The organism is Sphingobium chungangianum (assembly GCF_977014255.1).
Genome location: NZ_CDRNIV010000006.1, coordinates 1169560 through 1182371, shown reverse-complemented (window position 1 = coordinate 1182371; position 12812 = coordinate 1169560). Strand labels below are relative to the sequence as shown.

13 protein-coding genes are annotated in these 12812 nt (G+C 62.4%); 7 read left to right on the top strand and 6 right to left on the bottom strand.

The genetic code is table 11. The features are described 5' to 3' along the window. Positions 1-15: 15 nt before the first annotated feature. From ACWNC0_RS12930 to ACWNC0_RS12910, 5 genes are all read left to right on the top strand, one after another. Complete coding sequence (locus ACWNC0_RS12930; RefSeq protein WP_449472082.1) at positions 16-693, top strand: RluA family pseudouridine synthase; 678 nt, start codon at positions 16-18, stop codon at positions 691-693. Continuing rightward, entirely contained in the window at positions 680-1084 is a 405-nt protein-coding gene (gene arfB, locus ACWNC0_RS12925) for an alternative ribosome rescue aminoacyl-tRNA hydrolase ArfB (protein ID WP_449472081.1), read from the top strand. Before ACWNC0_RS12930 ends, arfB begins: the two co-directional genes overlap by 14 nt. A 9-nt stretch (positions 1085-1093) precedes the next feature. Next, entirely contained in the window at positions 1094-1579 is a 486-nt protein-coding gene (locus ACWNC0_RS12920; protein WP_449472080.1) for a GAF domain-containing protein, read from the top strand. Between the two features lie 124 nt (positions 1580-1703). Beyond that, positions 1704-2555, top strand: coding sequence for an RcnB family protein (locus ACWNC0_RS12915; RefSeq protein WP_449472078.1), 852 nt, complete (start codon positions 1704-1706; stop codon positions 2553-2555). 62 nt (positions 2556-2617) lie between these two features. Then, entirely contained in the window at positions 2618-2983 is a 366-nt protein-coding gene (locus ACWNC0_RS12910) for a VOC family protein (RefSeq protein WP_449472077.1), read from the top strand. Positions 2984-3029: 46 nt separating this feature from the next. Here ACWNC0_RS12910 and ACWNC0_RS12905 read toward each other — a convergent pair whose 3' ends face one another. Then, positions 3030-3848 carry an arginyltransferase gene (locus ACWNC0_RS12905; protein WP_449472075.1) on the bottom strand — a complete coding sequence of 273 codons (819 nt, stop codon included), beginning with the start codon at positions 3846-3848 and terminating at the stop codon, positions 3030-3032. 123 nt (positions 3849-3971) lie between these two features. Beyond that, a complete protein-coding gene (locus tag ACWNC0_RS12900) occupies positions 3972-5219 on the bottom strand; it encodes a threonine ammonia-lyase (protein WP_449472074.1) in 1248 nt (415 codons plus the stop codon). 97 nt (positions 5220-5316) lie between these two features. Between ACWNC0_RS12900 and ACWNC0_RS12895 the strand changes: the two genes are divergently transcribed. Both ACWNC0_RS12895 and ACWNC0_RS12890 read left to right on the top strand, forming a co-directional pair. Beyond that, on the top strand, positions 5317-6186 hold the full coding sequence (locus ACWNC0_RS12895) for an NAD(P)-dependent oxidoreductase (RefSeq protein ID WP_196226316.1): 870 nt from the start codon (positions 5317-5319) through the stop codon (positions 6184-6186). After that, positions 6183-7877 carry an amidohydrolase family protein gene (locus tag ACWNC0_RS12890; RefSeq protein WP_449472073.1) on the top strand — a complete coding sequence of 565 codons (1695 nt, stop codon included), beginning with the start codon at positions 6183-6185 and terminating at the stop codon, positions 7875-7877. The genes ACWNC0_RS12895 and ACWNC0_RS12890 overlap by 4 nt, the downstream gene beginning before the upstream one ends. Position 7878: 1 nt before the next feature. Here ACWNC0_RS12890 and ACWNC0_RS12885 read toward each other — a convergent pair whose 3' ends face one another. Genes ACWNC0_RS12885 through ACWNC0_RS12870 form a run of 4 tightly spaced genes read right to left on the bottom strand, consistent with a single transcriptional unit; the run spans position 7879 to position 12802 of the window. Next, positions 7879-9621, bottom strand: a complete 1743-nt coding sequence (locus ACWNC0_RS12885) for an MFS transporter (protein ID WP_449472072.1) — start codon at positions 9619-9621, stop codon at positions 7879-7881. Next, a complete protein-coding gene (locus tag ACWNC0_RS12880; protein WP_449472071.1) occupies positions 9622-10374 on the bottom strand; it encodes an FkbM family methyltransferase in 753 nt (250 codons plus the stop codon). Then, the gene (locus ACWNC0_RS12875) at positions 10371-11516 is read right to left on the bottom strand and encodes a glycosyltransferase family 4 protein (RefSeq protein ID WP_449472070.1); all 1146 of its coding nucleotides are present in this window, start codon (positions 11514-11516) and stop codon (positions 10371-10373) included. Before ACWNC0_RS12875 ends, ACWNC0_RS12880 begins: the two co-directional genes overlap by 4 nt. Further along, positions 11513-12802 carry a hypothetical protein gene (locus tag ACWNC0_RS12870; RefSeq protein ID WP_449474613.1) on the bottom strand — a complete coding sequence of 430 codons (1290 nt, stop codon included), beginning with the start codon at positions 12800-12802 and terminating at the stop codon, positions 11513-11515. The genes ACWNC0_RS12875 and ACWNC0_RS12870 overlap by 4 nt, the downstream gene beginning before the upstream one ends. Positions 12803-12812 lie beyond the last annotated feature (10 nt).

Genomic DNA, 12812 nt, shown 5'->3' with positions numbered 1-12812 from the left:
TCCCGGAACCACTCCTTGACCCTATTGCATGACCGAGTTCTCTTCATCGATGGTGAAGCCATCATTCTCGACAAGCCCGCCGGCTTGCCGGTCGATGCGCCGCGCGACGGTTCGCTGAGCCTGGAGAACCACCTTTCGTCACTGACCTTCGGCTTTCAGCGCTGGCCTCTGCCGGTGCATCGGCTGGATCGCGACACCAGCGGTTGCCTGCTGCTGGCGCGCAATCCCAAGGCGCACAAGCGTTATGCCGCAGAGTTTGAAGCAGGAACGGTCAGCAAGCGCTATGTCGCGATCGTGGACGGTGTACCGGAAGCGGAAAGCGGCGTCATCGAACTGTCGCTGAAGAAAGTCAGCAGCGCGGCCAAGGGCTGGCGCATCATCGCGGCCAAAGAGGGGAAGTCCGCCGTGACCGAATGGCGAAAGCTGGCGGTGAAGGACGGCCGCTCGCTGATGGTCTTCACACCGCGCACCGGACGAACCCATCAGATTCGCGCGCATACATTATATGGGCTGGGCTTCGGCATCGCTGGCGACCCCGTCTATGGCGCAGGCGAAGGACCGATGCTGCTGCACAGCCGTTTCCTCAGCGTCCCGCGCGGGAGCAAGGCTCCGGCAGAGGCGACAGCTCCCCTGCCCGCCACCTTTGCGGCGGCTGGTTTCGGGCCAGAGTATCTGGACGATGCCGGACTTTGACATTCCGGAAGATGCGCTGGAGGAGCGCTTCATAACCGCTGGTGGCCCCGGCGGGCAAAATGTCAACAAGGTCGCCACTGCCGTTCAGCTAAGGGTGGCCCTCTATCGCTTGGGATTGCCAGTTCATGCCTTCCGAAAAATAAAGGAGCTGGCGGGATCACGCCTGACCTCCGGCGGCGAGATAGTGATCCAGGCGTCCCGCTTCCGCACGCAGGAGGCCAATCGTCAGGATGCCCGCGACCGGCTGGCCGAGATGATCGTCGAGGCCTACAAACGCGATCCCCGGCGCATCGCCACGAAGCCGGGCAAGGCGGCAAAGGCACGCCGCGTGGACGCCAAGAAGGCGCGCAGTTCAGTGAAGCAGGGGCGTGGCAAGGTGCGGATGGATTGAGGACTGCCAATGTTTGATTTCAAGGCGCCAGCCGATGGCGACAAGTCAACGCTCTATGCGGACCTCCTGTCGGCAGTAGAGGCAGTGACGGACGGCGAGCCCGATGCTGTCGCCAACATGGCCAATGTCGCGGCGCTAATTTGGCAATTTCTTCCGGACCTTAACTGGGCAGGCTTCTATCGCATGGTAGAAGGTCAACTGGTGCTTGGCCCTTTTCAGGGGAAGCCAGCCTGCATCCGCATTCCTCTGGGCAAGGGCGTCTGCGGTACGGCAGCGGCTACGGGAGAGACGCAGCTGGTCGAGGATGTCCACGCTTTCCCCGGCCACATCGCCTGTGATGCGGCCAGCGCGTCGGAGATCGTCGTGCCCGTGACGGTCGATGGCCGCGTCGTTGCTGTGCTTGACCTCGATAGCCCTGCCCCGGCGCGTTTCGATATCGCCGACCAAAATGGGCTTGAGATGCTGATCGAACGGATCGGCACTCGGCTCGCTTAACCGCTGATCCGTTTCGGGACAGCGGGGCGTTCCCCCCGCGTGGATCAAGGCGGATCATCATGCTAAACCAGACGTTAACGTCACGGCTATGCCCAAGGCAGCCATGAACAACGGGGAGTTTTGCATGCGGATCTGGAGCATCATGCTGGCGGGCACGGGCCTTGCCCTCGGCCTCGCTACACCGGCTTTAGCGGGCGATGCAGCCGGAACGGGCGCGACGCTCCCTGTCCTGGGCAAGAGTTTTTCCGGCATGCGGCCGGTTCATGCCGGAATGCACCGCGGAACGATGGTCCACCGCTGGGGACCGCGCGTTCAGGGTCGCTGGTTCGCGGGCTGGTATGCGCCGGGCGGTTGGGGCGCTTACCGGCGGCCGGTCATGGGCTATGTCCTGCCATCCTATTGGGTGAGCCCCACCTACCGGATCGGCAATTATGGAAGCTATGGCCTGCCTGCGCCCGCCGATGGCTATGGTTGGTCCCGCTATTATGACGACGCCGTGATGGTCGATCGTCACGGCCGCGTCCGGGATCATCGCAGCGATGTCGATTGGGATGCGCGCGATCATGAACCAGATCGACCCGGCGTCCCCTATGACGATGATGTGACCGCGCATGATGGACCTCCGCCCCCACCCCATGAATATGAAGGGCGTTGGACCGGCACCTGGCGTGACGAAAACGGCCGCACGGTGAGCGGCGAATATGAGGGCCGTTTCGAAGGCGAGGCGCGCAGTAACTATGGAGTGGATTATGACGCTCCGCCTTATGGCGCACCACCGCCGATCGTTCGGCATGATGGCCCCGGCGCACCGGTGGTGACGACGACACAGGCCCCCGGCTACATCGCGGGCGGCTATTATTATCCGGGTGCCACGACAACGACGGTAGTCATCACGCCGACGGTCACTACCACCAGCTATGTGACCGAAACGACGACGCGCCGCCATGGCGTCAAACGCAGGTGCAACTGCAAATAGGATCAGCGGTTTAGCCTGTCTGAAGACCCAGTGGGCAAGGACAGGAAAGACGGCATGATCCAGTGTCCGTTGGAACAAACGATGTCGATCGAGCACGGGCGTTTTACGACCCGCCGATGGCTCTGCTTGGCTATCGCAACCTGCGCGATTATCCGCATTCGCTAGATTATGGCGTGGCCGATGTGGTTTTCAGCGTTGAAACGCCGGTTAATGGTGAACGGGCCTCGTCCGGAAACGGCGTCCATATCTGTTTCGAAGCGGCCGATCGCGAAGCCGTCCGCGAATTCCATCGACTAGCGCTGGAGCTTGGCGGCACCGATGAAGGAGCGCCGGGCGTTCGTCCCAATTACGACGCCCATTATTACGGGGCCTTCGTGCGCGATCCGGATGGAAACAAGATCGAGGCCGTGACCTTCGCCGCAAAATAGATTTGACGGGCGCAGGACTGCCTTGTCGCGTCCGCTGGCGGCAGGATTATTTCCGGAAGATACCCGCCAGTTCGATCGGCAACGGCGGCTCGTCGCGGGGCAGTACGCCCCGGATGGCCTGCGCCTGCTCCTGCGGGTCGAAACGAACCCAGCCACTGCGGCTCAGCTTTTCCAGTGGGCGGTAGCGGACCTTATACTGCATCCGCTGCGACCCTTCGACCCAATAGCCGAGATACACATAGGGCAGGCCCGCTTTCGCCGCGCGCAGGATGTGATCCATGATGATGAAGTTACCCAGCCCCTTGCGATGCTCCAGCTCCGTATCGAAGAAGCTGTAGATCATCGACAGGCCATCGCCCTGCCGGTCGGTCAGGCATGCACCGATCAACTTGCCGGGGCGGCCATTCTTGCCGGGCTCGCGATATTCGACGACGTGGCTTTCGACCGGGGTCTGCTCGACCATGTCGGCGAAATCCATCTCGTCCATCTCGGTCATGCCGCCGCCCGGATGGCGCGCCTTCAGATAGCGCTGGAGCAGCTCGAATTGCTCCTCGGTGGACCATGGCTTGCATGCCGTGACGATCAAATCGCTGTTGCGGCGAATGAGCTTGCGCTGTGTCGCGTTGGGCGTGAACTCTCCTGCCACCACGCGAACGGACACGCAGGCGGAGCAGTCGGCGCAACTTGGCCGGTAGGCGACATTCTGGCTGCGGCGAAAGCCGATGCGGCCGAGCGCATCATTAAGTTCCGCCGCATTGTCGCCGTTAAGTTCGGTAAAGACCTTCCGCTCGCTCCGGCCCGGGATATAAGGGCACGGGCTGGGGTTCGTCACAAAGAAGCGCGGAAAACGAAATGGTGCGCTCACCCCACGGTCTCCGTCAAAACGCTGCGAGAAACTTGAGTCATGGACAGACTATGACGCCCGCAGCCTTCCGTGAAAAGGTCATTTACCACGAAAAAAAGCGTACTCCCTGCGCCGGGAGGCCAATCAGGCAACCTCGATCGGCGCGACCTCATATCCGGCGGCGCGCAGGGCTGTGATCAAGCGATCAAGATGCTCCCCGTCGCGGGTTTCGCATTCGACGTCGAGGCTAAGGCCCTTGGCGGGAAGATTGGTGAAGATGCGCTGATGCGACAACTCCAGAATGTTGACCGCTTCCTGATCGAAGATGCGGGCGACATGGAACAGCGCGCCGGGGCGATCCTGCAAGATGATGCGCAGGCGCGCCAGACGACCCGACCGCGCAAGATCGCGCAGCAGCACGTTCGCCAGCAGGCGCGTGTCGATATTGCCCCCCGTCAGGACGAGCCCAACATTGCGGCCCGCGAACATGTCCTTGTGCATCAACAACGCGGCAAGCCCAGCCGCGCCTGCGCCCTCGACCACGGTCTTTTCGATCTGGAGCAGCAGGCTCAACGCCTCCTCCAGATGCCGTTCATCGACCAGCAGGACGTCGTCGGCCAAGCGCTCGACAAAGCGGCGCGTCAGCTCACCCGGCTCCTTCACCGCGATGCCTTCGGCCAGCGTATCGCCATCGCAGGCCAGGTTCGCCTGCTTGATATGGCTGTACATCGACGGATAAAGTTCCGCCTGCACGCCATAGATGCGGATGTCGGGCTTCATCGCCTTGGCCGCAGTGGCCATGCCGGAAAACAAGCCGCCACCGCCGATCGGGATGACCAGCGTGTCGATCTCGGGCGCGTCCTCCAGCATTTCCAGCGCGACAGTGCCCTGCCCGGCCATGATGTCGGGTTCGTCGAACGGGTGGACGAAGGTCAGGCCATTTTCCTTGGCCAGTTGGCGTGCATAGGTGCTGGCGTCGTCGAACTTCTCGCCATGCAGCACGACCGTCGCGCCATGCCCTTGCGTCTGCGTCACCTTAACCGTCGGCGTGGTCACGGGCATGACGATGGTCACGGGCACGCCCAAACGGCGGCCGTGATAGGCAAGCCCCTGCGCGTGATTGCCAGCGGAAGCGGCGATCACGCCCTTTTCCTTTGACGCCGCGTCCAGCTGAAGCAGGCGATTGAGCGCACCGCGCTCCTTGTAGGCAGCGGTAAACTGGAGATTTTCGAACTTCAGGTAGACCTTACAGCCGAGCATTTCCGACAAAGTCTGGCTGATCAGCGTTGGCGTATGCACGACCGCGCCCGAAATCCGCACGCGCGCCGCCAATATGTCATCGACGGTAACGGGCAGCGGCATCGCGCTTTCGATCTTGCTCAACGTGTTCATGCGCTCGCCCCTAGCGGAAATTTACCTCGGAAGGAACTGGCCCTTGGCGAAATCTCGTCCTATGGCAAAAGGCCACGCGGCTAACTGTACGAGGCATATGGCTAATATCGCGTTTATCGGTCTGGGCGTCATGGGCGGCCCGATCGCCGGGCATCTGGCGAAGGCTGGACACGAATTGACCGTCTACAACCGTTCCATCGGAAAGGCGAAGAAGTGGGCCGAGGCTTATGGCGGCGCCGTGGCGGTCACCCCGGCCAAGGCGGCGGAAGATGCCGAAATCGTCATCAGCTGCGTTGGCACCGACGATGACCTTTCGCAGGTGACCGTCGGCAAGGAAGGCGCGTTCCGGACCATGAAGCCGGGCAGCCTGTTCATCGACCATACGACGGTATCGGCCCGGATCGCCCGGCAACTGTTCGTCGAAGGGGAAAGCCGCGGACTTCATTGCGTCGATGCCCCCGTTTCGGGCGGTCAGGCAGGCGCGGAAAACGGCCGCCTGTCGATCATGTGCGGCGGCACGGGACCGGCGGTCGAGGCCGCGAGGATCGTCATGCAAAGCTATGCCGCGCGGATCGTGCATGTCGGCGGTGCGGGAGCCGGGCAAACGACCAAGATGGTGAACCAGATTTGCATCGCCGGCGTTCTGCAAGGGCTTTCCGAAGCGCTACGATTTGCGCAAGCCGCCGAACTGGATCTGGACAAGGTGTTCGAAGCCGTGTCCGGCGGCGCCGCGCAAAGCTGGCAGATGGATAACCGCTGGAAGACTATGGCACAGGACAGTTTCGATTTCGGCTTCGCCATCGATTGGATGCGCAAGGATCTTGGCCTTGCCCTCGAAGAGGCGCGTGCCAATGGTGCGACCCTACCCGTGACCGCATTGGTCGATCAATTCTACGCCGATGTGCAGGCGATGGGCGGAAGCCGACAGGATACAAGCGCGCTAGTGAGGCGGATCACCAAGGCATGAAGCGCGCCCTTTTGGCGGCCATCACCGCGCTCGCCCTACCCTTTCCCGCTTTGGCGTCGGGGGTCATCGACAATGTGAATGGCATCGCGCTCGACGCCAATGGACGCACCGTGCGGTTTCGCGCTCTGCTGATCGACGATGAGGGCAAGGTCGATAAGCTGCTGCCCGGACGCTATGAAGCGCCGCCCCGCCAGAAGAAGCTGAAAAAGGGTGAGAGCTGGCCGAAGGGTCTGGACTTCCAACTGGACGGCGGGGGCAAGACATTGATCCCCGGCCTGATCGACGCGCATGGCCATGTCATGGCGCTGGGCCTGACTCAGATCACGCTCGACCTGTCCGGCACGCGCTCACTGGCTGACGCGCAGGGCAAGATACGGGAATATGTCGCCGCCAATCCCGGACGGAAATGGATCATCGGCCGGGGATGGAATGCCGAGCCTTGGCGCCTTAATCGGGCGCCCACCGCTGCCGATCTCGACGCCGCCTCCGCCGATGTCCCAATATGGCTGGAAAGCGCGGACGGCCAAGCGGGCTGGGCCAATTCAGCGGCAATGAAAGCCGCCGACATCAGCACCACAAGCAAGGCGCCTGCCGGTGGCCGGATCGAGATGACCGGGGGCAAGCCATCCGGCGTTTTCGTTGGCAAGGCGATGGACCTTATCCAGCGGGTCGCCCCGCCTCCCGCTCCCAAGGACCGGGACATCGCGCTGGAAAAGGCGCAACAATTATTGCTGGCGAACGGCGTCACCGGCATTGCCGACATGGGCACCACGATCGAGGATTGGCAGGCATTTCGCCGCTCGGCCGATCGCGGCGCGCTACGCCTGCGGATCATCTCCTATGCGCAGGGCCTCGACAATATGGTGCTGATTGCAGGACCTGAGCCGACGCCGTGGCTCTATGATGACCGGCTGCGCATGGGCGGGCTGAAACTGGCGTTGGATGGATCGCTCTCGTCGCGCGGAGCATGGCTCAACGCCGATTATGCCGACGCACCGGGGCAGCGTGGATATTCGCTGATCCCATCCACGCAGCTGCGCAACATGATGAGCCGCGCGGCGATGGACAATTTCCAGATCGCCGTCGATGCCTCCGGAGACGCGGCTAACAGCGAACTGCTGGATGCGATCACGGAACTGGGCCAAACCTACAAGGGCGACAGGCGCTGGCGGGTTGAAAAGGCGGAGGTTGTCGATCCAGCTGACCTGCCCCGCTTCGGGCAAAATGGCGTCATAGCGTCAATGCAGCCCGCGCTTCAGGCCGCAAACTGGCGCATGGCGGTCGCGCGCATGGGTGAGAACCGGTTGAAGGGCGGCTATGCGTGGAAAGCGATGCTCGACAATCGCGCACCATTGGCATTCGGCTCCGGCGCACCTGTGACTAGTCCGAACCCCTTTGTCGGCATGGGCATCGCTATGAGCCGCGAGGATGCATCTGGCGAACCGGCAGGCGGATGGATGCCGGAGCAGCGGGTGAGCTTTGAGGCAGCGCTTGACGGCTATACGCGGCAGGCGGCCTTTGCGGGTTTCGCGGATAAGCGTTTTGGCAGCCTGATCCCCGGACAGAGGGCGGATTTCATCCTCATCGACCGGGACATCTCCGTCGCTCGGCCCACCGACATACGGGCGACGCAGGTTCTGGAAACATGGATCGGCGGCAAGCGGGTCTTCATGAAGGGCGCCAAGCCCTAGATTATAGCACGTCGCCCGACGCGTTCATCGCATCATCGATGGTTTCAGGCAGCGGCGGCAACACCGGTTTGTCGCATCCGGCAGCCTTCATATGCGCGCGGAGCGCGTCCATGCGCCCGAGATTCCAGCGAGCAAGCGGTATGCCCAACGGGCGGAACTCGGCGCGGTCGAACAGTTCGACGACATAATGCTGGCAAAGCTCGTCCACCTGCCCCAGCGTCAACATGCCAAGGTTCATCACCATGGGCCGCCCCGGCACACCGTCCCGGCCGCGCACGAGATCGGTCACATATAATCCGCCGCGCGGATCGACCAGCACCACATCCGCTTTGGACGCGTCGATCATACGATGGCTGGCAGCATAGGGAGCGACGAACACATGCGTGCGCCAGACCAGAAAGGCGCTCATCGCCAACGTTATCGCAACGGCCAAGTAAATGGGCCGCATCGCCGCCGGACGGAAACGCGCCCAGCCAAGCCCCGCAAGCAGGCAGAACGGCCCGATGAAGCCATGGGCATAGCGAAAGCCCCAGCCATAGCCCTGCGCCAGTGCCAGCGCGCAACCGGCAAAGCAGCCAAGCGCCAGCGGCAATGCGATTTCCTGCCCCCGCAACGCCTTGCGCCATTGCATCGCCATCACGCCCAGCGCCGCCAGCGGCACCATCAATATGTTGTTCCATGCGGCAAAGCGGCTGAGGTTGACCAGCGGTTGCCAGCCGTCCCCCAGGCGTTCGAACAGGCTGCCGACCTTGTCCGCGACGCCTGCGGAAGGTCGGACATCGGCGGCAGGCCCCAACGACTGGACGAGAAATCCGGGCCAAAGCTTTGCCCACACGACAACGATGGCGATCAGGATCAGGACGTGAAATGCGGCCACGGCCCAGCGGCGCGACAGGAGCATCCACAGGATGAAGGGCGCGATGAAGATGGGCGGGAAATGCCATTGGTGCAGGCCAGCCGCCACCAGCGCCACCGCGCCAGCACTGACATGACCGATCACGCCACCCCGCAGGACCAGCGCGAGCCAGATCATGTTGAGCGCGAAATGTCCGGTCATCGCATAGGGGGTCATCGCCGTGACCCAGAGCTGCGTGGACGACAACCCAAGCAGCATCGTCACCCAAACGGCATCATCCCGCGTCGGGAACAGATGCAGCGCCACGCGCCACAACGCAAATAGCCCGGCAATCAGCAACGCTGGCCCCGCCAGGTTCGGGTCCCCCAATTGCCAGAACAGAGCCTGGATCGCGCTGTTCACCGGCAGATAGGCAGCGGTCCAATAGTCGGCAGCGCCGAAGGGAGAGAAGAATTCCGGCATGATCGCGCGCCGATAGGCTTCCCATTCGGCGGGGATCGGCCGGGCGAACAATCCTTCTCGCATATAAGCGGCGGCAAAGCGCGCGACTTCCTCGTCTCGCGAGATCGAATAGTTCTGGAACAGCCAATAATGGCCCGCCCAGGCAACGAGGCCAAAGACGACGACCAGCGGCACGATCACCCGCGCGCGGGGCTTTGGCAGGCGGAACCCCATCCCCTCGGCAAAAAGCGCCGCCAACGTCAGCAGCAACAGCCCGCCCAGCAACGCGGGAAAATCCTGATCCAGGAACAGGATGACGGCCAGGCTGACGCCCTGCCGGTACGTCACATGCCACAGGAAAGTGGCGCCCAGCCACAGGGTCAGGCCGATGGCACCCGCCAGGAACAAGCGGCGGGCATCGATAGGCCGGGCGGGCGGAACGTACATTCAGCTTTCCTGCGGCAGCAGTGCCCGGTTGACGAAAATGCCATCCATTTCGACAAGCAGCGGAAAATGTCCCTTGTTGTTGGCGAAAAAGGCCGAGGGGATGAAATCGCGCTGCTCCAGCCAATCGATCATCGCCTGATAGCCGGTGCCGTTTTCGTATATGGGCCGCACGCCAAGTTCGGTCTGCACGCCCGCCATAGCAGCGATCGCGGCCCCCGCGCCTTCGCAGACGGAAAGGTCATGACCCTGCGTGTCCATCTTCAGGAACGGACGGAAAAATCCATGCTCCGCCCGCAATTCCGGCAGAAGCGTGTCGATACGCCTGCATTGCATCTCGACCGTCCGGGTGACCTTGTTGCGCTCGGCGAAGATAGCATCCTGCCGACCTGACGGTTTTTTGAGCGAACTGAACTGATCGGCCGCCATGATGTTGAAACTGGCCGTTCCTTCAAAGTCAGACAAGGCGAGGTTGAACACATGCCATTTGGCATCGGCCGCCGCCCGGCGGGATAGCTCGGCAAATATGTCAGGATTGGGTTCAAAGGACAGGATCGCCCCGGCAAAGCCGACATCCTTGCGCAACATCACCGCATATTGCCCCCGGTTGGCACCGACATCGAACACGCAATCAACCGCAAAGGCTGAAAGAAACCGACGAAGCGCCTGGATCTCCGGATATTGATGCACCCGCCCGGCGATAGCGAGGCGGATCGCCAGAGCGCGGTCGGCCAGTTCGCGGACATATCGGCTCATGCGCGCGAGGCCATGACGGAGCGGTAAATGCCGATCGTTGCCAAGGCCATGTCCTTCCAACTGCCCATAGTCTCACCATAGGCGCGTGCCGCCGCGCCAGCCGTCTGCCTGATGGCGGGGCTTTGGATTAGCCGCAAGAGGGCTTGAGCAAGATCGTCCGGATTTCCGGCCGCTGTGCGGATCGCCACCCCCTCCGGCAAGGCGGCGAACATACCCACGTCCGACGTTACCATCGCCTTGCCATGGTGCAGGGCAGACAGGAATGCGCCGCTTGAATCGATTTGACGATAGGGGAAGATGATGGCGTCGGCCTTTGCCATATGCGCGTCGAGCCGCCCTTCGGTGAGGAAGCCAAGGTCGGCAATCAGCCGGTCGGCAAAGCCCTCAGCCCGGACTCTTTCCAGCAATGGCACTACATCCATGAAGGGCTTACCCGCCCCCACCAGCTCGAAAGCATGCCCCGCCCGCCACAGCGACATGCAAGCCTCGACCAATATATCGACGCCCTTATAGGGCCTGATCGTGCCGAAGAAGAGCAGGCGCGGAACCGAGGGATCGGGAATAGCGGCCAGATCGGCCGTTGTTGCGGTTGCCAGACGCATCGGGGGGTGGGACGTCACATGAATGCGCGCCGATGCGATCCCCTGCGCCTCCAAAGCCTGGCGCGTCGTATCGCCATGCACGATCAGCGCATCGAACATATCGAGCAAGGCGCGATATCCCCTGCCCTGCACGCCTGCATCGGCATGATAGGCATCGGCATTATGGACCGTATGGACCAGTGGAACCCGCCCCTTCAATCGGCCCAACAGCAGGCGGTCGGCCGGCGCGAGTGGCAGCCATTGGAAATGCGCAACGTCCGCCGCTGTCAACGCACCGACCCGGCCAAGCGCGCAGGCGGCGCCATATTCGGCAGCCTTGATCAGACGAAAGGCTTTTCCCTCCCCCAATTGCGCCCGCAGCGCTTCGCTCCCACGGAAGAAGCGTGGTTCGTATCGATAATATTCCGGCGCGATGGCGTCAGTGGATCGCATCGGGCGGCCGAACAAGGTCACATCCGCGCCCTGTGCGGCAAGACCGCTGCACAGGCTGTCATCATATCGCCCGGTAAAAAGGGACGGATCGACCATTGCGATCTTCATCGCGCGGCCGAACCTTGCAGCAGACGGCGCAACGACAGACCATGGAGCGCCGCAACCACGATCATCGTCAGCGCATAAATCGCGAGGAAGCCTTGGTCGAACCCGTCACCGAAAAGCATTGCCAGCGGCACGCTCAGCAGCGATCCGGCCAGGAATGGAAGCGAGCGCTTGAGCAGATGAGAAAAGCGCCCAAGCGCCGCCTGGACATAGACCGACACGCAAATCAGCGTCAGCGCCAGCAAAGCGCCATCAATCAGCAGCAGATCGGTCATGCCAATGGCGGCTCGTCCAGCGAACAGCTTTGCGAAGACCCACTGCCCAAGCACCAGCAACGCGGCCGACGCGGCAAGGGCGAAGATAAACCCGGCCGCCAGTGCCCGGATCAGCAATTGGCGCAGGCGGGTCCGGTCTCCCCCATGAAAAGCACGGGTGATGCGAGGAAGCGCGGCCTCCACCATGGCGCGGATGGCCATGGAAAGCGCCCGCGACATCTTAAACAGGAAATCGAAAAGCAGCATCGGCCGCGCGTCCTGCGTGGCGAACGCTATGGTGAAATAGGGCGCATTATAGGCCACGATCTCCGACACGGTGAACAGCGCCGACGCACTTATATCCCGCAGATAATGGGTGCGCACATATGCCCCGCCCCGGCGAAAGGCCAGCCAGTGCCCGGAGGTCATCCCCAACCGACCATGCACCAACTTGATGGCATATCCGATCACAGCCATGCTGATGACCAGTTGCAGCGCCACCGAAAGACGCGCGTCCAATCCTTTGAGGATGAGCAGCAGCAGCGCGATGGTCATCATCCGCCGCACGCAATCCAGCATTTCCCAGACGAAATTCCCATCGACTGCCGCCAGCGCCCGTTTCGCGAGCAGCGCCGGAAGGTTGATGCAGGCGGACAGGAAGAAAAGAATGAAGAGCAGCGGCATCGTCGTGTCGATCCCCCCCGCCACCAGCGCGACGAGCAGGATCACCACACCGCCAAGGATCAGCATGCCCAGGAACAGGAAAAGGACGCCCATTTCTTCCAGACGGAAGCCGTCCCCGCTGTCTCCGTCATGGCCAAGCCAATGACGCCGCAGCCGGGCATAGATAATGCTGGTCAGGCCGAACTCGGCCGAAATGGTGAAGTTGCCGAAGGCGACCAGCAGCAGGAACGCCTGAAACTCGCGCAGCGGCAGGACGCGCACGAAAACATAAGTAACAGCAAAACCCCAGATCAGCGTCAGCCCGACATTGGCGAGCTTGATGAGAGCGATGAAGCGGGCAGACCCTTCCATCCTGGCGATG